This is a genomic window from Clostridium sp. AM49-4BH (genome assembly GCF_003478335.1).
Taxonomy (GTDB): domain Bacteria; phylum Bacillota; class Clostridia; order Lachnospirales; family Lachnospiraceae; genus Butyribacter.
Genome location: NZ_QUFB01000052.1, coordinates 1 through 20286, shown reverse-complemented (window position 1 = coordinate 20286; position 20286 = coordinate 1). Strand labels below are relative to the sequence as shown.

General features: G+C 41.8%; 19 protein-coding genes. 1 reads left to right on the top strand and 18 read right to left on the bottom strand.

What is annotated here, in order from left to right; all coding sequences use genetic code 11:
• Positions 1–338: 338 nt before the first annotated feature.
• From tpiA to DW981_RS12210, 10 genes are all read right to left on the bottom strand, one after another.
• Positions 339–1085: a triose-phosphate isomerase gene (gene tpiA / locus DW981_RS12255; RefSeq protein WP_118507919.1), complete on the bottom strand. Its 747-nt coding sequence runs from the start codon at positions 1083–1085 to the stop codon at positions 339–341.
• A 69-nt stretch (positions 1086–1154) separates the two neighbouring features.
• Positions 1155–1826, bottom strand: coding sequence for an Ig-like domain-containing protein (locus tag DW981_RS12250; protein ID WP_022024535.1), 672 nt, complete (start codon positions 1824–1826; stop codon positions 1155–1157).
• Positions 1827–1912: 86 nt separating this feature from the next.
• Positions 1913–3115 (bottom strand): phosphoglycerate kinase, encoded by a 1203-nt coding sequence (locus DW981_RS12245; protein ID WP_022024536.1) that lies wholly within the window; start codon positions 3113–3115, stop codon positions 1913–1915.
• A 182-nt stretch (positions 3116–3297) separates the two neighbouring features.
• Positions 3298–4314, bottom strand: a complete 1017-nt coding sequence (gene gap, locus DW981_RS12240; RefSeq protein WP_118507918.1) for a type I glyceraldehyde-3-phosphate dehydrogenase — start codon at positions 4312–4314, stop codon at positions 3298–3300.
• A gap of 235 nt (positions 4315–4549) precedes the next feature.
• Positions 4550–5074, bottom strand: coding sequence for an anaerobic ribonucleoside-triphosphate reductase activating protein (gene nrdG / locus DW981_RS12235; protein ID WP_022024538.1), 525 nt, complete (start codon positions 5072–5074; stop codon positions 4550–4552).
• Between the two features lie 66 nt (positions 5075–5140).
• Complete coding sequence (nrdD, locus tag DW981_RS12230; protein WP_118507917.1) at positions 5141–7267, bottom strand: anaerobic ribonucleoside-triphosphate reductase; 2127 nt, start codon at positions 7265–7267, stop codon at positions 5141–5143.
• 315 nt (positions 7268–7582) lie between these two features.
• Positions 7583–8614: an A/G-specific adenine glycosylase gene (gene mutY / locus DW981_RS12225; RefSeq protein WP_243034747.1), complete on the bottom strand. Its 1032-nt coding sequence runs from the start codon at positions 8612–8614 to the stop codon at positions 7583–7585.
• On the bottom strand, positions 8611–9540 hold the full coding sequence (locus tag DW981_RS12220) for an RNA polymerase sigma factor region1.1 domain-containing protein (protein ID WP_118507916.1): 930 nt from the start codon (positions 9538–9540) through the stop codon (positions 8611–8613). Before DW981_RS12220 ends, mutY begins: the two co-directional genes overlap by 4 nt.
• Before the next feature lie 131 nt (positions 9541–9671).
• Positions 9672–10271: a hypothetical protein gene (locus DW981_RS12215; RefSeq protein ID WP_118507915.1), complete on the bottom strand. Its 600-nt coding sequence runs from the start codon at positions 10269–10271 to the stop codon at positions 9672–9674.
• Positions 10272–10537: 266 nt separating this feature from the next.
• The gene (locus DW981_RS12210) at positions 10538–11044 is read right to left on the bottom strand and encodes a flavin reductase family protein (RefSeq protein ID WP_022024544.1); all 507 of its coding nucleotides are present in this window, start codon (positions 11042–11044) and stop codon (positions 10538–10540) included.
• A gap of 281 nt (positions 11045–11325) precedes the next feature.
• Here DW981_RS12210 and DW981_RS12205 point away from each other — a divergent pair, with 281 nt between their 5' ends.
• The gene (locus DW981_RS12205) at positions 11326–12168 is read left to right on the top strand and encodes a YihY/virulence factor BrkB family protein (RefSeq protein WP_118507914.1); all 843 of its coding nucleotides are present in this window, start codon (positions 11326–11328) and stop codon (positions 12166–12168) included.
• Here DW981_RS12205 and DW981_RS12200 read toward each other — a convergent pair.
• The 8 genes from DW981_RS12200 to DW981_RS12165 all read right to left on the bottom strand — a co-directional run bounded on the left by DW981_RS12200 (position 12135) and on the right by DW981_RS12165 (position 19998).
• Positions 12135–13004, bottom strand: coding sequence for a SpoIID/LytB domain-containing protein (locus DW981_RS12200; protein WP_243034748.1), 870 nt, complete (start codon positions 13002–13004; stop codon positions 12135–12137). The two genes, DW981_RS12205 and DW981_RS12200, sit on opposite strands and share 34 nt — an antisense overlap.
• Positions 12965–13621, bottom strand: coding sequence for a SpoIID/LytB domain-containing protein (locus tag DW981_RS12195; protein WP_147352646.1), 657 nt, complete (start codon positions 13619–13621; stop codon positions 12965–12967). Before DW981_RS12195 ends, DW981_RS12200 begins: the two co-directional genes overlap by 40 nt.
• A gap of 50 nt (positions 13622–13671) precedes the next feature.
• Positions 13672–15159 carry a DUF4340 domain-containing protein gene (locus DW981_RS12190; RefSeq protein WP_147352645.1) on the bottom strand — a complete coding sequence of 496 codons (1488 nt, stop codon included), beginning with the start codon at positions 15157–15159 and terminating at the stop codon, positions 13672–13674.
• A gap of 32 nt (positions 15160–15191) precedes the next feature.
• Complete coding sequence (locus tag DW981_RS12185) at positions 15192–16700, bottom strand: GldG family protein (RefSeq protein WP_182434267.1); 1509 nt, start codon at positions 16698–16700, stop codon at positions 15192–15194.
• A gap of 17 nt (positions 16701–16717) precedes the next feature.
• Positions 16718–17584, bottom strand: coding sequence for an ABC transporter permease (locus DW981_RS12180; protein WP_118507909.1), 867 nt, complete (start codon positions 17582–17584; stop codon positions 16718–16720).
• Positions 17585–18646 (bottom strand): ABC transporter ATP-binding protein, encoded by a 1062-nt coding sequence (locus DW981_RS12175; RefSeq protein WP_022024550.1) that lies wholly within the window; start codon positions 18644–18646, stop codon positions 17585–17587.
• Positions 18647–19001: 355 nt separating this feature from the next.
• Entirely contained in the window at positions 19002–19523 is a 522-nt protein-coding gene (locus DW981_RS12170) for a peptidylprolyl isomerase (protein WP_022024551.1), read from the bottom strand.
• A gap of 112 nt (positions 19524–19635) precedes the next feature.
• Complete coding sequence (locus tag DW981_RS12165; protein ID WP_022024552.1) at positions 19636–19998, bottom strand: response regulator; 363 nt, start codon at positions 19996–19998, stop codon at positions 19636–19638.
• Positions 19999–20286: the final 288 nt, after the last annotated feature.

Here is a 20286-nt window from a genome sequence, read left to right as displayed (position 1 = left end):
GATTAGGGTGTCAAAAGTCCATTTTCATGACGGAGATATTTTTTTGAAGATTTGCGCTACAATATCTTGAGGCGATGCGGCGCATCGTTGATAGATATTGTGGTCAAAGATTCGAGAAAATAGCCCGTCAGGAAAATTCAGACCTTTTGACACCCTAATCTTATAAAGCAAAGAAGTTGCTGCTCCACGAGTTTCCTCGTGGATGCAACAACTTCTTTTAAGAATTGCTAATATAAATTTCAACAATATATTACGGTTACATACTTATTATGCATCTGCAAAGACAGCGCTATCCCATAGTTGTATTACGCATCTACAAATATAGTGCCAAAATCGCATTACGCATTAACGACCTGACCGAACTCAGCTTTCAATGATGCGCCACCGATCAAACCACCATCAATGTCTGGTTTTGCAAGCAGCTCTGCTGCGTTGCCTGCGTTCATAGATCCACCATACTGAATGCGAACTGCCTCTGCAGTAGCTTCATCATAGATCTCAGCGATGCAGTCACGGATGCCCTTGCAAACTTCCTGTGCCTGATCAGAAGTAGCTGTCTTACCAGTTCCGATCGCCCAGATTGGCTCATAAGCGATCACCATGCTCTTCACCTGATCTGCTGTGATTCCAGCAAGATCAGACTTGATCTGAAGACGGATCCAGTCCATTGTTACGCCCATCTCGCGCTGCTCTAAAGACTCACCACAGCAAAGGATCGGTGTCAAACCAGCTTCAAATGCCTTCTTTACTTTCTTATTCAAAAGAACATCGTCCTCTTTGAAGTAATCACGACGCTCAGAATGTCCAATAATCACATACTTAACACCAGCATCTACTAACATTGCTGCAGAGATTTCGCCTGTGTATGCGCCGCTCTCTTCGAAATACATATTCTCAGCACCAACTGCTACGTTTGTGCCCTTAACAGCCTCTACAACCGGTACAATGTCGATTGCCGGTACGCAATAGACAACATCTACTGCATCGTTCTTAACTAAATCTTTTAACTCGTTTACTAAAGCAACTGCCTCACTAGGAGTTTTGTTCATTTTCCAGTTACCTGCAATAATTCTCTTTCTTGCCATGATCCTATTTCCTTTCTACAACAATTTACTTATGGGTGCCATCTTTACGATCCATAAAGAAATCCCCATTTACTTTACTTTATACTTTGTCACTTTACTCTTAATCCCATTCTTAGACTTCGCCCATACCGTAATACGGGTTCCCTTTTTCATCTTCTTAGTCTTAATCGTAAAGTTTCCTTTTGCATTTGTCTTTTTGGAATATATCTTCTTTCGATATTTAACATAAACCGTACTTCCCGCCGTTGTCTTTCCCTTTACGACTTTGCGCTTTGTCACCTTCGTTACCTTAGGCTTCACCGGCGCAGTGCGATCCGATAAGATAAACTTCATCTTATCTCCGGAATACTGGTCTTTCGTATACAAATGCAGATAGTATGTACCATTACTAAGAGTAATATCTTTCGTTAATGTCCAGTCTTGCGGTCCATTCATCTTTTCATCCGATGTGCCGGCATACACCAGCTTGTAATTTTGATTTAAGATCTCAAAATATCCTGCATCATAGGCTGCCTTCAGACGAACTTTAGTCTTCTTTGCTAAAGAAAAATAATAGAAAGACTCACTGCTACGCGGCAAAGAGGTCTTGTACCACTTGTCAAGCGTGATCATCGTCTCACTTCCCTTAGCAGAAGACGCTAACGATGCTGCTTCTACCTTTGCAGGCGCAAAAGATGCACCTGTAAATGCCATGGACAATGCCACGCATACAGCAATGCCCCTAGTAATAATTTTCTTCATACACTTCCCTCATTTCTTATAACAAATAATAAGAGACGTCCTGCACTTTTGACCAAGTGCAGGACCATCCCCCCTAATAGTTATTATTATTTATCGTCTGCTGCAACAACACCAGGAAGATCTTTACCCTCTAAGAACTCGAGAGATGCTCCACCACCTGTAGAAATGTGTGTCATCTTGTCGCCGAAACCTAACTGGTTGCATGCAGCTGCAGAGTCACCACCACCGATAATTGTGGTTGCACCCTCTAAGTCAGCCATTGCCTGTGCTACTGCGATTGTACCCTTTGCAAAGTTAGGCATCTCGAAACATCCCATAGGTCCGTTCCATACAACTGTCTTAGCACCCTTTATAGCATCTGCGAAAAGCTCTGCTGTCTTAGGTCCTACATCAAGACCTTCCATGTCAGCTGGGATCTCGCCACGACCTACTACCTTGAAGTTTGCATCGTTAGAGAAATCATCAGCTACTACTGTATCAACAGGGATCAAAAGCTTAACACCTTTCTCCTCTGCCTTCTTCTCCATCTTCAATGCATACTCTTCATAGTCTTCCTCAAGAAGAGATTTACCAACTTCCTCACCGTGAGCAGCCATGAATGTATAGGCCATACCACCACCGATGATCAGTGTGTCAACCTTATCTAACAGGTTCTCAATAACAGAAATCTTAGAAGAAACCTTAGCACCACCAAGGATTGCTACGAATGGTCTCTCCGGATTGTTAACTGCATTTCCAAGGAAATCAATCTCTTTCTGCATCAGGTAACCTACTACGCAGTCACCCTTAACGAACTCTGTAACACCTACGTTAGAGCAGTGTGCTCTATGAGCTGTACCGAATGCATCGTTAACAAATACATCAGCAAGAGAAGCAAGTTCCTTAGAGAAAGCCTCTCCGTTCTTGGTCTCTTCTGCACGATAACGAGTATTCTCAAGAAGAATAACATCACCATCGTTCATAGCAGCTACTGCAGCCTTTGCGTTGTCACCAACGACGTTAGCATCTGCTGCAAATTTAACTTCCTGTCCAAGAAGCTCTGTCAATCTCTTAGCAACCGGTGCCAAAGAAAGCTCTGGCTTTGGCTCTCCCTTCGGCTTACCAAGGTGGGAGCAAAGGATTACCTTTCCGCCATCTGCAATCAGTTTTTTGATGGTAGGAAGTGCTGCAACAAGACGGTTCTCATCTGTGATATTTAAGTCAGCATCCAATGGTACGTTAAAATCGCAGCGAACTAATACTTTTTTGCCTTTTACATTGATATCATCAACGGATTTTTTATTTAACATATTAACCTCATTTCTGTGCACAGACCATTTCATAACAGACGATGATTCGTGCACGCAACTATCATCTGTTTTCTAAAAGAAAAAAACGGATCCGGTCCCAAAAGACCGGACCCGTATATGGATCATATCCGTACATTGTCCGTTATAGACAATGTAATCACAATTCTTACTACTTTGAGTAATTATGCTAACTCTGAGAAGTATTTGATTGTTCTTACCATCTGAGATGTGTAAGAGTTCTCATTGTCATACCAAGATACAACCTGTACCTCGTATAAATCATCAGCAACTTTGCTAACCATTGTCTGAGTAGCATCGAATAAAGAACCATATCTCATTCCAACGATATCAGAAGATACGATCTCATCCTCGTTATAACCGAAGGACTCAGTCTGAGCTGCCTTCATTGCTGCGTTGATACCCTCAACTGTTACATCAGAACCCTTAACAACTGCTGTAAGGATTGTTGTAGAACCTGTAGGGGTTGGTACACGCTGTGCAGAACCGATGAGCTTACCGTTCAACTCTGGGATTACAAGACCAATAGCCTTTGCAGCACCAGTGCTGTTAGGAACAATATTAACTGCAGCTGCACGAGATCTTCTGAGGTCACCCTTTCTCTGAGGACCATCAAGTGTCATCTGATCACCTGTGTATGCATGAATCGTGCACATAATACCAGACTGGATTGCAGCATATTTATTTAATGCATCAGCCATAGGTGCAAGACAGTTTGTTGTACAAGATGCTGCAGAAATTACAGTATCCTCTGCCTTTAATGTCTTATGGTTTACATTATATACGATTGTAGGAAGATCATTTCCTGCCGGTGCAGAGATAACAACCTTACGAGCACCTGCCTTGATATGAGCAGAAGCTTTCTCTTTAGATGTGTAGAAACCTGTACACTCAAGTACAACGTCAACTCCAAGATCACCCCATGGGCAATTTGAAGCATCAGCCTCAGCATAGATCTTGATTTCCTTACCATCAACTGTGATAGAATCCTCGCCAGCGGATACAGTATCAGCCTTCTCATACTTACCCTGAGAAGAATCATACTTCAACAGATGAGCAAGCATCTTAGGGCTTGTCAAATCGTTGATTGCTACTACTTCATAACCTTCTGCACCAAACATCTGTCTGAATGCAAGACGTCCGATACGTCCAAAACCATTGATTGCAACTTTAACTGCCATGTTAAAATTCCTCCTAAAATTTTATTATATTTTGTCATGTGTGCTTGTAACGTGCAACAATGCACATACACTTGTCCACATGGCAAGCTACCATAGGTTACCTGAAACACGGTCACCCGCATTCCAACCCCTATTGTACTCAATTTACCTATAAATTTCAAGGATATTTTTATATATTCTCAAATTTTACTGGTATTTGCCGCCTTTTTCTGTGATTTTTAAGCATTTTTATCGATTATTGCGGCTGCCATATGCACAATCTTCCCTTTTGCAGTGATTCTTGTACCATAATGGTACGCTGGTTAGATGACCCCTTAAAGGCAAGTCCCAGATCCTTATGCTCGATCTGAAATTCACCATCGACCATCACATCAAAATAGGATAACAGTTCTTTGGTCGTCTCCCACTCCTCCATCATATATCCTAAAATATCTTTTTCAAAGTCATATCCGGTAAAACACCATATTGTTTTATCCGGATACTTCTGTCGTACTGCACGCACTAACGGAAGCAGTCCCTCCTGATTGCTCTTTTCCATCGGCTCGCCGCCCAAAAGCGTCAGCCCCTTAATATACTCCGGAGCCAAATAATCTAAAATCTGTTTCACCGTTTCTTCCGTAAAAGGCTTGCCATAGGCAAAATCCCATGTCTCCGGATTAAAACATTCTTTACAATGGTGCGTACATCCACTCACAAACAGAGAAACACGGACTCCCGGTCCATTTGCTACATCACAATGCTTAATGTCTGCATAATTCATAATTTCTATGCCTTTCTACTATTATAGAGCAGATTCTCTGTCTCTATACCGAACTTACCGTTGCTTTTATAAATGAAGCACACGGGCGTTGATCTCTTTCGTCTTACCAACATTCCAAAAGTTCTCACCTAAATACCCACAGGTTCTTCTTGTGACATTCATACGATTGCGGTCCTTATTGTGACACTGAGGGCATTCCCACTCCAGATCATCGTTAATGATGATCTCACCATCAAATCCACACACATGACAATAATCCGACTTCGTATTGAACTCCGCATACTGAATGTTATCGTAGATAAAGCGAACAACATCTTCCAATGCCTCCAGATTATGCCGCATATTTGGAATCTCCACATAAGAGATCGCACCACCGGAAGAAATATTTTGGAATTGACTTTCAAAAGTAAACTTCTCAAAGGCATCAATTTTCTCGCGCACATCCACATGATAAGAGTTGGTATAATAACCCTTATCTGTAACATCCGCAATCACACCAAAACGTTTCTTATCAATCTCAGCAAAACGATAACACAAACTTTCTGCCGGTGTTCCATACAGTCCAAAACCGATACCGGTTTCTAACTTCCAAGTATCGCAAGCCAAACGCAAACGTTTCATCAGACGCAATGCGAAATCCGTTCCTTTCGGATCTGTGTGGCTGACACCTGTCATAAGTTTTGTCACTTCATATAAACCAATATATCCCAATGAAATCGTAGAATAGCCATTATGAAGCAGTTTATCGATCGTCTCACCCGGCTTTAATCTTGCGATTGCACCATACTGCCAGTGGATCGGACTTACATTTGACAAAGTCCCCTCCAGTGCATGGTGACGACACATCAGTGCCTCAAAGCAAAGTGCCAAACGTTCCTCTAGGAGTGACCAGAATTTTTCCTCATCACCCTCAGCTAAAATACCGATCTGCGGAAGATTCAAGCTGACAACACCCTGATTAAATCTTCCCTCAAATTTATAATTTCCATTCTCATCTTTCCAAGGTGTTAAAAAGCTGCGGCATCCCATGCAGGAAAAAACATTACCCTCATAATTTTCACGCATTTTTTTTGCTGAAATATAATCCGGGTACATACGCTTTGCAGAACATTTCACTGCCAAGCGAGTCAGGTAATCATATTTACCGCCTCGCAGGCAGTTATGCTCATCCAATACATAGATCAGCTTTGGAAATGCCGGTGTCACATAGACACCTTTCTCGTTTTTGATCCCTTCGATACGTTGATTCAGGATTTCCTCAATGATCATCGCATTTTCTGCAATGTATGGATCATCCTTGTCCAAATTCAAAAACAGTGTTACAAACGGCGACTGACCATTCGTTGTCATCAATGTGTTGATCTGATATTGTATCGTCTGCACACCGGATCTTAACTCATCTGCAATTCGATCATCTGCAAACGCCTTACGCACCTCTGCAGGCACTTTATCTCCATATTTTTCCTCGTAATGTCTCTCATACTTTTCACGCGTCATCCGCAGATATTTACCCAAATGACGCACATCAACAGATTGTCCGCCATATTGGCTGCTCGCAACAGCAGAAATGATCTGCGTCATGACCGTACAAGCCACCTGAAAGCTCTTCGGGCTCTCGATCAGCTTGCCATTCATCACTGTTCCATGTTCAAACATATCGCCAATATTGATCAGGCAACAGTTAAAAATACTTTGCAGATAATAGTCCATATCATGAAAATGCAATACACCATCTTCATGAGCTTTCACGATCTTCTCCGGAAGCAGCACTCTCTTGGTCAGATCCTTCGACACCTCTCCTGCGATCAGATCACGCTGGGTTGAGGCAATATAAGCGTTTTTGTTAGAATTCTCTTCCATAACATCTTTGTTGCTGTTTTGGATCAGACTCATAATAGAATCATCTGTCGTATTCGCACGACGTACCATTTCGCGTGTATAACGATAAATAATATACTTCTTGGCGAGTGCATATTTATGTTCACTCATAAGTTTCTGCTCGATCATGTCCTGAATATCTTCCACCTGCAGATTATCCACATGCTTATTTTCAATTCCGGCAACGATCGCATCGATCTTTTCCTCAGATACCTGTTCGTATCGGTCAACCTCCGCATTTGCCTTTTGGATCGCAACTATGATCTTATTTCTATCATAGTCCACAACTCGCCCATCTCGTTTTGTAACCTTCATCCTTCTCCTCCATTTTTTCATTATTTAAGCCACTATTATAATTTCGGGTCATCGAACGCTTGTCCCATACAGATGACACCGTTATTTCGTAAATGCAACACTTGAGTATTATAGCACCAGGGCGCAAAAAAGTCCACAATATATTGTGATTATTCTTCAGAAATCACTAAATATTGTGGAACTTCTCTTTTTTCTAAGCACTACTCTTGTAGTGTACAAATATACGTACAGGAGTATATATTTCTCCTGAGAAAACACTTTGCTAAAACTTTCCATACCGAAAGATGCTGATCGATCCGCATATTGCTTATTGTGTCAAAGAGACTGCAGATAGTAGGCAAATGCCGTCGGGATACTGTACTGTTCCCGTAGTGTCTGCGCATCACAGAATATTCCCTGCGATCGAAGTTGCTCCGGGATGTCCCGCAAATGGATTCCATACCCCAACATGTGCCATTCCACATGACTAAAAATATGCTTTGCCCTGCCTAGCAATTGAATGTCGCCGCTCAGATCCCACTCTGCTGTCCAATCCCGAATCTCTTCTAAAGACATGTGCTGTTCCTGTCCGGGCAACTCCCACATTCCCGCAAGAAGCCCTTTCTCCGGCCGTTTACGGATCATATATTTTCCCTGACACTCGATCACAAAAATCGTGCGTTGTTCAAGTTTTCGTTCTTTCTTGGTCTTCTTCACCGGATAACATTGCATCGTCCCCTGCTTTCTCGCCTTACAAAACTCCGCTACCGGACACACAGAACAATGTGGTTCTCCATTTGGAATACAGATCAAAGCACCGAGATCCATTAACGCCTGATTGAATCGGCCTGCCTCCTCCGGCAATGCCTCTTTGACGGTTTCCCGTACATTCCGTTGAAATGCTGTTTTGCTGATCTCTGTATCATCCGCATACAATCTGGTGTAAATGCGGTACACATTGCCATCCACCGCTGCCTCCTTTTTCCCGAAAGCTATCGATGTGACGGCTCCTGCAGTATATGCACCGATTCCCGGCAACGCAAGCCATTCTTCATAACTTTCCGGAAACTTTCCCTGATACTGTTCACATATCTGCACCGCCGCTTTTTGGAGATTTCTGGCTCGATTATAGTAGCCTAGTCCTTCCCACAATTTAAGCAAACGTTCTTCCGAGACGGCAGCAAGGCTCTGCACATTCGGCAATTCCTCAAGGAATCGATCATAATACCCTATCACAGCCTCCACTCTCGTCTGCTGCAGCATGATCTCTGACAACCATACATGATACGGTGTTGGGTCACTTCGCCATGGCAGTGTTCTTGCATGTTTTGCATACCACTGCATTAACGGTTTTACAATTTCTTTCACTGATTTCTTCCTCTGCCACGAAGAATCCGGCCGATATCATTATTAATGATCGTGTCGCCATTCTCTGCATCCATTTGCTCCGGCTGTGGTTCCGGCATTACAGCCACTCTCTTAGTGTCTTCCGACAATCCCATGATCTGAAGTATCTCCTCCTCCAAAATGTGTGTATACGAGGATAATTCCTGTACCGTCGGAATCTTGCCATTCTCCTCAGCAAGATATTTGGTTGCCTCATGCAGAAGATTTGTCTTGGCAAGCATTGCACTTTCCTGGTCTTTATTATGCAGTTCTTCATCAATATAACGCTCCATTGCCAACTTTGCCTCTAACTCTAACGTCCCCCAAAATGCAGCAAGATCTGCTTTGCCATTTTCCAACAGATAGCGTTCTGTATTCTCCTCGATCACAAGCATTCCTTCTAATAATCCGAGATTGCCCTCTGCGATCAATTCTTCCACCGGTGCCTCTCTTTTGCGATACTCTTTCGTCATCTCCGTCACCCGATGCAGTCTGCTCTCGATAATACGGTCACGCAATGCACGTTCTCCCTGCAAAAAGCGAACGATCTCCTCTTCCGTAACTGTATCATTATAATCATTCCAGGCATCCAATTCCTCACGATAGAGTCTGCGATTTCTCTCGGAACGATCTTCTTTATCTTCTCCGGAAAGTACCTCCTCCTGCTGTTCTTCAGGCTCATTCTCTGTCATAGCACGAAGCATGTCTTTATCCGGCTTATATTCATAATTCTCAATTTCTATAGCATGTGCTCCAAGATACTGGTACAATGCCTGCAACTGTTCCTCGGAAAGCTGCATATCTCCCAAATAACTCAAAATCTCTTCTTTGGTTAATTTCCCACCCTGTGTTACTGCAATATTTTTGATCTCATTGACCATCTCCAAAAACTTTCCGTAGTCTTCCATATGTCCCCCATATTTTCTCTTTGCTTAGAAAAGAACCGGTACGAATAGGTACCGGTTCTCTCATACATTCATTTACAGACGTACCATGATAGATCATCAATCGACCGCCTTATATTTCCTAATGATAAGAATTATTTAAGCTTACCTGTTACAGTAACTGTCATGCTCTTCTTAGGCATTTTCTTGATGCTTTTTGCTGCACATTTCTTATTAGCATTAGAGTTCCAAGTATTTACAACCATGATCTGAGTGAACTTATCCTTCTTGCCCGGATCCGGAGTAAGTACAGGTTTCTTAATTGTCTTAACTGTCTTTCCATCCATCTTCAATGTAACCTTAGAAACAGAAAGTTTTTTCTTCTTAGCTCCTGCAAGAGATGTATCAACATAGATTGAATTCCAGCCCTTATCCTTAGCAAACTTCTTTAATTTCTTACCGGATACAGATACGGTAAATTTGAATTTACCTTTCTTGAATGTAGCATTCTTAACCTTAATACCGGCAATCTTCTTATTGCCCTTTGCGCCATTAAATACGCCCTTAGCGCGGTTTGATTCATTATGGTTAGCTGCAACACCGTTGAAACTCTTTGATGCGAAGCAAAGATATGCGGAATACTTGCTTGCTGCATCTGCCTTCTGTGATACAACTGGTACTGCTACTGTTGTTGCTGCTACTGCAGCAGCCATGGAGAGTGATAATACTCTCTTTGGTACTTTTGCGAATCTCATAACGTGTCCTCCTCACATTAAAATAAAAGATAAAATTGTCGGCAGATCCCAGATCTGCCACCAGAAACAATACTAGCACGCGACTTTTCATTTGTCAACATTTCAGGACTATCCCTGACCAGTAATTCTAAGCCCTAAACTTCTGCAAATGACAACCAGATCATGATCGGTAAGGCGGCTTATTGTTTTTACTTCCGGTAATTATTAAATACTATATATACAAGGCAAATATATGGCATTCTGTATATAAATTATCACGTTCGATCTTAACGGACTAATATCTCTTCAATCTTCCCAACATACATCGTATGAAGATCGCCATCCGCATACCATTTTGGCTCAATTTCTGCATCCAACATCTGATCCATAGTAATATCTGTTGCAGAGAGTGCTGTACAGGTAAGCACCAGTTCCGCTTCATCAATATATGGTATCCCATTCTCATAAGCAACAGAAACACCAGCTTCGCTGATCTTATCCCCATCTCTGCCGGATACCGTTCCCAAATGCTGTAATGCCTTGCGGTATTCTTCTCCCAAAAAGCTGATAGAAAAGTGTCCTGTTTTGTCAATGAATTCTTTGGTATAACGTGACTGACGAACAAAAATATAAACCACATCACTTCCCCACAGTACGCCAACACCACCCCATGAGGCTGTCATTGTATTGGCCTTATCCTCATCTCCGGATGTGATCAGCATCCATTGCTTGCCGATCTTATCAAACGGATTCATTGTTAATACTGTCTTGTCTTTTTTTTGAAATGTATGCATAGTGCATTTCCTCCTTTATTTTATGCTGTGCTACAGTGTAACACAATTTTTTCTTGCCTGCTATAGCGATGTTTTAGAACTAGTCAAAACAACTCTCGCATATTATACTATAAGATGGTATCGATCAATATCTCAAACTCCGAATGTGTGAAGTCTGAGATAATACTATTTACCACTCTGTAAACACTTACCTTAGAGATTGTTGAGGTGGACTTGGAGTTTGAGATAATACTATTTACCACTCTGTAAACACCTTAAAATTGTGAAAATGGAGGATTCCTATGATCCAAAACAGATTAAAAGCACTTCCGGGATATTCCCTTTATCAGCGAGTTGCTGATAAAGCACGAAACGCCAGCGTTTCCTCTCACGCAGGAGCTGCCGCATTTTTTATGATGCTATCCTTTTTACCGTTTACCATGTTTTTGCTTTCTCTGCTTCGCTTCACTCCGATCACGGAAAGTAATCTTGCAAATATCATTCAAATGATATTTCCGCTTTCCTTTGGCGAAACCATTTCCAGTCTGATCGGCCAGATTTATAACCCAAATACCAAAACATTACTTCCACTTTCCGCAATCACAGCTGTATGGCTTGGTTCCAAATCTTTTTTAGTGTTGATCCGCGGCATCAACGATGTGTATGAGATCAAAGAAAGCCGTCCCTTTCTGTTGGTGAGACTGCTTGCTTTCTTTTATACTTTTTTATTTGCCATTCTTTTTGTCGCTGTCTTAACAATATTAGTATTTGGCAACACATTATATTACCACCTCTGCCATATTTTTCCTCTGCTGCAATCAAAATTTCTCACGATCATCAGCATTCGCCCCATTGTTGGATTTGTCGTGGTGTTTTTATTTTTTGTGATCCTGTACTACTTTGTTCCCAATCACAAAACGTCTCTTCTAAAGCAGATACCCGGCGCTCTTTTTACAACCGCAGGATGGATCATTTTTTCCTATATCTACTCTTACTATGTAGATCATTTTTCCAACTACAGTTATTTTTATGGCACAATGACCACGATCGCACTGTTGATGGTATGGCTTTACGCATGTATGTATTTACTGTTTTTAGGCGGCATTTTGAATCACTTGGCTGACAGTTCACACCCATCAAAATAAAAAGATAGGATCTGCCTGTAATTTTTTCCTTTTTGCGCCATTACCGCTGCACCGGTCTGGCTCATCCCGGTCCCGTGACCAAACCCGCCACCGTGCAATTCAAATATCGTTTCACCCTTTTCTTTTATCGTGTCTATATAAAACGCTGCGCTGGGAAGCAGCGACAGCTTTGCCGTTCCTTTTGTCAAATGTGCAGTGATCTGCTGTCCGGCTGCAAGCACCTTGCGAATATTATATTGACTACATACTAAGACGACTGATTTTGAACCGATCACGACCAGCTTTGTGACGATTCCACTTTCCCCTCTCTTTTCTACGCGGATCCCGCGAACCGTTCCAACAGACGATAATGCTGCGCTATGGTAGGTGCCGTCCTGCCTCTGCATAAGTATCTTATTCGGATCCGTCGCATAGCATTGTTGTAATGCATTGTCGATCGATGCGCTCAATTGTTTTGCATTGATCCGTATCCACCAACGGTACCATTTTGAATCTTTGTCGTATGCTGCATCCGTTTTTTTCGCAATAAATTCTCGAAACTGTTTTTCCTCAGACAACCGCAATGTTTTATTCTTTCCACCATCCTGCTGCATACAACTTTGTAAATAATCTACTTCCCGATCAGTTTCCCACACTTCTTTTCCACTCGCGCTCTTCCCCCACGAAGTAGAATAATAGTATGTCTGTATACGCTTTCCATCACTGGTAAGCACTTGGTCTTTCGTCGTGTCCACCGCTTTTTTCGATTGTTTATCTTCCGGAATATTGTTATATACCTGACACGCTGTACTATCCTCTAGATCTGCATGATATTTTTTGTAGCGGTGTGCCGCGATCTGATTGTTAGCATACGTTCTGGCGCAAACCGCCTGTGCACGTAACGCTCCATTCCATTCGAAGTTGATAATTCACTTGGCACCACCGCATACAAATATTGTTCTAACGGCAGACTGTTTCTGACCAGAAAACCGTTTTTTTTCGGCAACAGTGTGATCTCTCCACGATAGGATGGTGTCCTATTCTGTCGTTTGATCGAATGCACTGTGATCTTGCCACCGTCTTTTGGCTGGATCGTGATCTTATCCCTTGAATCTTTTCCATCTTCTTTCACCAAAAAGGTAACCTGTTCCTTTGCGGAATAGGTTACCTTGTGGTTTCCTTTACGTACCTGCAGCCCTTTCGTCCCGCTTACGCACACCTTATCGTGATAGAGTGACGTAAAACCTGTTGTGGACAGCAGTACACGTACCTTCTTTTGTTTTTTCTGCCGGGAAGAAGTTTGTTTTGTTATTTTCACTGATTTGGTGTCAGATGCCGTCTGTGACATCTCCTGCTCATCTAGCGTATACCACTTGATCTTGCCGGAACGCCAAGCATCCAGCACCAATATTCCTAACACAATAACAACAGCCAAGATCACTTTTTTCGATGATTTTTTCACTGCAATAACCATTTCCTTCCCATGCTGCAATTTTCTTTGCTGCAATCTGCTGCTTTGGCTCATTACTTTGAAGCTAACAATTTTTCAAAAACTTTGTCTGCCACATTTTTATCAACGAGGAAATGACATTGTCCATCCACTTTGATCCGATAAAAATTCACACCATCGTACGGCAAAAATTCCAGTTTCAATGTACGATCATCTGTTTTGATCGTGATCGTTCCCACCGACTTATTCCCGGTAACCTTTTGTTTATCGGAAATCGGACGGCGATAAACAAGATTTCCAAAGACGGTTTGATAGGTTGTTCGGAATGTTTCCTGATCTACCGATTTGCCATCTAATTTAACATAGTAATCATATACTTTGCTATTGTCCTCAGAGATCGCATTTTTCACCTCTTTTTTGGTCATTACGATCTTATGCGTCTTTCCATTCTGGGTCAACGTGATCTCTTGCAATGTATCCACATTTGTTTTATGCGGCGTATTACACAACATATTCATCGGTGTCACCGCAACAATTCCATCAATTGTCTCAGCAGACATACGATAAATACCTTTTTCTCCCTGAATACTCACGTAATAATTATCGCCGCTTTTGTCTTTTTTGCCAACCGAAAACTGATAAACATGATCGGTCTTTTTCTGCTTGCTTTTATCCGTCGTGCTGTTTTGATCGGTCGAGTCACCCTCTACGGTATAGTAGGACACATCAACAACATATGATGGTTTATCCAATCCATATTTTTTCTTGTCAGAAGATGTCGCTTTGTAAGTCACACCATCTTTGCAAGAAAGGCTTGCCAAACCGCTAAACTGATTCTGAAGTACACTGGTGCTTCCCGGCATCGTCTTACCATATACCGGTGTAATATCCCAGCCTTCGTAATCCTTATACTGCGCACGATTCTTGTTGTAAACTGCCTCGAAAGTCTCTCCCTTAGATGGCGTAACCTTAAACGCAGTTACATAAGAAGCATTGATATCCGGCTGCTCCGGCAACTCCATCATCTCCTGTTTCGTATAACTCAGGCTATCAGTTATATTAGATGGTATTGCATATATTTTGTTTTTATTCCCACAATATGCATAATATCCTTCTGCAGCAACCGATTCCATACCGATCGTCAGCGTTTTTGTCGTTCCGGCTCTGTCTTTCAGCTCGATCTGATAGGAAGGTTTATCCAGCTGATACTGTGAAATATCCTCCGGATCCGTAACTACCAGTTTCGATGCTTTGACCTCGGCTACATCATCTAAGATATCGTTGATCTTCTCCTGATCGATCGGATATTGGTTATCCTTAGCATCTTTCCACACACCGTTTTCTTTGGTATAAGTCATGTCCGCTTTGTCGGACACCACATGCATGCTTACCAGATTATCCGCCTTCAACGAATATAACGTGATCTCTTTATCTTCTTGTGCCGCTTCTTTGGCAGCCTTCTTTTTTTGATGTACTCCGGCTCCATAGTACCCAATTCCTGCCGCCACCAGAAGGACACAAAGGATCACGATGGTCATTGTTTGTTTTTTCTTTTTTGACACAATAATCACTCATTTCTTTGATATTTTACGTATTATTTTTTTCGACGCATCATCCATATTACAAAACCACAAAGCAGGCATGCAAGTGGAAGCAATATGATCAACACAGCAGCCCATACTAATTGCATTACAGGAGTAAGGCTCACACTGGATACTCCAAGACTCTTGGCATCAATTGCAACTTTATCTTCTTTCGTAGTAAGCATCGAATTAACCGCTGATTTCAGCAAAGATGTATTCTCTAGCTGGCCACTGGAAGCATATTTCTCATCAAATGTAGAGGCAGATGCATATGCCACAATTTTCGTTTCCTTATCATTGTCTAACTTCTCTGTTGCAGAAATTCCTGCGTAGAATGGTCCCGCTACATCTCCATTTTCCTTCTCGGAGCTTCCACTAGACGGATCCACTTTCAAATAAGAACTATCTGATGTTTTAAGCAACTGTTTCATTGTCAAAGAACTACGGATCTCAGACATAACATTCATACCTACCGCATTTGGCATGATAATATATCCCTGCAGATCACCTAGCATCTCGGAAGCATCTGTTCCCAGTTCCGGTACAATAAAGTTTGGATAGTAATAATACTTACCGGAGGTCTCGCAAATAATCCCCTGCTTGCTCTGAATGCCATAATACTCTAATACTTCTTCCAGATTTGTCATTTTCTCTGTTGTATAACTCAGGTTGATAATGGCATTACCACCGGCTTTCAGATAATCAAGAACGATCTTCTTCTCATTATCCGCCAGATCTGATGTCGGGCCATTGATCATCAAAATATTACAGTCGTCCGGAATCTTTTCGGCAGTCAATAACTCTAAATCTGCCGTCTCCACATTCATCTTGGCAAATGCCTTTGTCAACGTATCCGGCAAAGCCACCTCTGAATGACCGGTTGCGACATACATTTTTGTTGTACTGCCGGATAAAACATTCTGAATTGCTGAGGTGAGCTGCCCCTCCGCATCTAAATAGTAGTTTGAATTAGAACTGCTGCTATAAGAGCCGGAATTATCCTGCTCCGTATAATACATTTCCGATCCACTTACCAATTTAGCTGTCTTGTCGGCATCTACTGCGACAATAACGTCATTGGAAGATACATCGTCTGTAATGTCATACTTCGAAGCAAACGCCGGATTAGCTACCGGGTCAACTTTCTTAATCGAAATATGTTTGGAAGCTTTTTTGTACTGCTTCAACACATTTTCGATATATTCATTTTCGCTGCCACTGGATACCATATAATAAAACGTGATATCTTTCCGGCTGTTCTTTAAGATCTTTTTCGTCTCTTTGGAAAGCGTAAACAGATTGCCCTTGCTTAAATCGGTGGACAAATCCAGCTTTCCAACAACCAGATTTAACACGATCACAAGTGCAATGACTAATACTGTAACTACCGAACTATAGGCACCCGACTTAAACTGTCCCGTCTGAAAAGACTTCTTAATACTACCACTTTTCTTGGGAGCTTTTGGGGTTGTTGTCTCCGTTGTTGCGGCTTCCTTATTTTCGTTATTTTCTATACTCACGATTCGAAACCTCCTTCTTAGTTAAATCTCTTCTTTTTGATGATCTGTACGGTCAAGAATACGAACAAAAATGATACGCTGATGTAATAAACAATGGCATCATATTTCAAAATACCCAGTTCAAAATCCGAGTAACGGCTCGTAATCGCAAAAGCATCTGCAACCTTAGATAAAAGGTTCTCATATACTGCAGATTTTGCAATATAAATTCCCCATACAACTACTTCACCGATCACCGCTAAGATCGCAGCAACCGTAATATTTTTCATCATGTTATATGCGATAACACAAACCACGATCCACGCAACTGTTAAGATCAGTGCCTGGGAGAGCGCGTCCGTAGGAAGCATGCTTGCAATACTTGTAAGCATGTTGCTAAGAAGCAATACAATAAATGACACAACCGCTGCGATCACCTGACTTTCTGTCAAGGAAGAGATAAACAAGCCAACAGCAATGTTTGCTGCACCTAACAGATAAAAACCGATCAAACTGCTGTATGCTAAAGACAGTCTGACATCCTGACCATACATATGGATCAATAATGGATACAGTGCGATCACTAAAATGGCAATCGTAAACAAGATCATAACCGCAATATATTTTCCAAGGATTACTTTAGTTAAAGAAATCGGTGATGTATATAATAACTGATCCGTCTTTTGTTTCTTTTCTTCCGCAACAATACGCATTGTCAATATCGGGATTAAGATCACAAAAATAAATGTCATATTTCCCAAAGTCATTTCAAAGTTACCAATTCCCTGGCTTAAATTGCCCGCCCAGGTATACAATCCCACAATAGCCAGAAAGAATGCAAGAAACACAAATCCGACCATTGAATAAAAATACTGTTTTAATTCTTTTTTTATTATGGCAAACATCTATTCTTCCTCCTTTTGCTGCTCTTGTGTCGCAGATGCACTTTCGACTGTCTGCGTTTGTGCTTCCTGTGCAGTTTCTTCTGCTTTGGCAGCCTGCTTTTTCGTTTTTTTGCCGCCATACTGTCTGGAACCACCTCGTGTCAAAGCCAAGAACGCATCTTCCAAAGATGCAGCCAAAGGATGCAGCTCATAGATTGGGCAATCCGCTTTAACCATTGCATAGAATATATCTTCTCTAATTTCTGCACCCGGAGTCATATACAAGGTAAGACCTAACGTTCCCTCCTCATTCTTGGTGTCGTATTTGACATCACGAATGCCCGGAACAGTACGAAGTGCCGTCTTAATCTTATCTTTGGTTCCTTTTGCCACCAAATGAATACCGTTCTTTTCGACCATTTCACGTGTAAGATTATCCGGTGTATCCTTGGCGATCATATGACCTTCATTAATAACAATGATCTCATCGCACACTGCAGAAATCTCCTGCATGATATGTGAACTCAACAAAATTGTATGGTGATGACTTAGATCTCGTATCAGCTCTCTCATCTCAATGATCTGCTTTGGATCCAGACCAACGGTTGGCTCATCTAAGATCAAAATTTCCGGATCACCAAGCATTGCTGCTGCAAGACCTACTCTTTGTTTATATCCTTTGGACAGATTCTTGATCAGACGTTCCGAAACATCCAATGTACCGGTACGTCCCATGATTTTGTGTACCGTTACATCTCTTTTTGCTCTTTCGACCTTCTTTAACTCTGCTACAAAGGTTAAATATTCTCTAACCCGCAGATCCGGATAAAGCGGTGGTATCTCCGGCAGATAACCAATATGTTTCTTTGCCTTCTCCGGTTCCTCATTCACATCGATACCATTTACCAGTACCTCTCCGGATGTCGGTGCGATATATCCGGTAATAATATTCATCGTCGTTGATTTTCCTGCACCGTTTGGTCCCAGAAAACCGATGACTTTACCTGTCTCAACCGTAAACGAAAGATCATCTACAGCAGCGTGATCACCATATTTCTTGACCAGATTTTTAACTTCAATCACTGTTCTTTCCTCCTACAATTTAGACACCTTACTAAAGGTATCTTATTCCTTGTGCGATAGTATAGCAAATTAATGTCAAAATTCTGTGAACAGAAGCAACACAATTAGAAAACATTCTCGCAGTCCTTTTTGTGTTATGGAAAGCGAAAAGTGTCCTATAATGGAACAAAGAGTCGCTTGCGACTCTTTCGCGCTCGAGCGGTGCTGTTTACAGCTAACTTCTTCTCCGCGAGATGCGCATCCTCGCGGAGCGTTTTTTACTTTATCGGAAACGAGAAGTTTCCGATAAAATAAAAAAGGACTGCTGCAGCACATAACTGCCTGCAGCAATCCTTTCTCATTTATCCGACTATTATTAGTTGCATTTCTCCGGCTCCGGATAATCCACGCCGAAAGTATCAACGGTCACTTCGATGATCATCTGTGGCTCTACCGGTCTGTCGCCAGCATCCGTAGCTACTGTAGCGATCGCATCAACAACATCCTGTCCCTCGGTCACTTTACCAAAAGCTGCATAGGCACCGTCCAAATGAGGTGCATCTTTATGCATGATAAAGAACTGGGATCCTGCTGAGTTTGGCATCATGGAACGAGCCATGGAAAGCACTCCTGCTGTATGCTTCAAGTTATTCTCATAACCGTTCTGTGCAAACTCACCGCGGATATGGTATCCCGGTCCACCGGTTCCAATACCATCCGGATCTCCACCCTGGATCATAAAGCCATTGATTACACGATGGAAGATCAATCCATTGTAAAATCCCTTATTGATCAAAGAGATAAAATTGTTGACTGTGATCGGAGCAACCTCCGGATATAACTCTGCCGTGATCGTTCCTGCTGTCGTTTTCATCGTAATAACTGGATTTGTTGCCATAATAATTCTCCATTCCCCCGACATCCATAAATACCGGACTGTCAAGTGTAGTATTTAATTTTTTGTAGAAAAAATAGAGGCAATGTACCCATTGCCTCCACGTATGTATCCTTTAGCCAATTACTTTCTTAACTGCCTCTAATACACGATCTGCCTGAAATGGTTTAACAATAAAGTCCTTCGCACCATTCTGAATTGCTTCAATTACCATTGCCTGCTGTCCCATTGCAGAGCACATAATAACATTAGCACCTGCGTCAGCCTCTTTGATCTTCTTCAATGCCTGAATACCATCCATCTCCGGCATTGTGATATCAAGCGTAACTAAATCCGGTTTTAACTCCGCATACTTCTGTACTGCTACGACACCATTTTCTGCTTCCCCTACTACATTATAACCACCTTTTGTCAAGATATCCTTAACCATCATACGCATGAAGGCAGCATCATCTACGATTAAAATATTATTGCCCATGATCATTCTCCCTTACATTTATAGTATCTACTTCATTCTATGTTGAATATCTAAATCTGCACTACTCAACAAACTACCTATTCATTATATCTGCTTTCCCTGTATCTGTCAAGGAAAACAGACCCGGAAAGTCATCCTAAAAATTGAAATGTTTAATTCCACCCTCCCCTTATGCAGTAGAATTCTCTTATGCACAAGTGGCATTTAATCTTTCACATTATTGTGTTATGCTCATAGTCGTGCTCTGACAGCAGTAGGAGGAGAACTATCATGAGTAAATACATTCCT

Coding starts and splice junctions, on each gene's coding strand:
- DW981_RS12250 (WP_022024535.1), bottom strand. CDS start 1,826: ATGAAGAAAATTATTACTAGGGGCATTGCTGTATGCGTGGCATTGTCC.
- DW981_RS12220 (WP_118507916.1), bottom strand. CDS start 9,540: ATGGAAGACTACGGAAAGTTTTTGGAGATGGTCAATGAGATCAAAAAT.
- tpiA (WP_118507919.1), bottom strand. CDS start 1,085: ATGGCAAGAAAGAGAATTATTGCAGGTAACTGGAAAATGAACAAAACT.
- nrdG (WP_022024538.1), bottom strand. CDS start 5,074: ATGAATTATGCAGACATTAAGCATTGTGATGTAGCAAATGGACCGGGA.
- DW981_RS12165 (WP_022024552.1), bottom strand. CDS start 19,998: ATGGGCAATAATATTTTAATCGTAGATGATGCTGCCTTCATGCGTATG.
- DW981_RS12180 (WP_118507909.1), bottom strand. CDS start 17,584: ATGTTTGCCATAATAAAAAAAGAATTAAAACAGTATTTTTATTCAATG.
- nrdD (WP_118507917.1), bottom strand. CDS start 7,267: ATGAAGGTTACAAAACGAGATGGGCGAGTTGTGGACTATGATAGAAAT.
- DW981_RS12215 (WP_118507915.1), bottom strand. CDS start 10,271: ATGAGATTCGCAAAAGTACCAAAGAGAGTATTATCACTCTCCATGGCT.
- DW981_RS12205 (WP_118507914.1), top strand. CDS start 11,326: ATGATCCAAAACAGATTAAAAGCACTTCCGGGATATTCCCTTTATCAG.
- gap (WP_118507918.1), bottom strand. CDS start 4,314: ATGGCAGTTAAAGTTGCAATCAATGGTTTTGGACGTATCGGACGTCTT.
- DW981_RS12245 (WP_022024536.1), bottom strand. CDS start 3,115: ATGTTAAATAAAAAATCCGTTGATGATATCAATGTAAAAGGCAAAAAA.
- DW981_RS12210 (WP_022024544.1), bottom strand. CDS start 11,044: ATGCATACATTTCAAAAAAAAGACAAGACAGTATTAACAATGAATCCG.
- DW981_RS12195 (WP_147352646.1), bottom strand. CDS start 13,621: ATGGTTATTGCAGTGAAAAAATCATCGAAAAAAGTGATCTTGGCTGTT.
- DW981_RS12170 (WP_022024551.1), bottom strand. CDS start 19,523: ATGGCAACAAATCCAGTTATTACGATGAAAACGACAGCAGGAACGATC.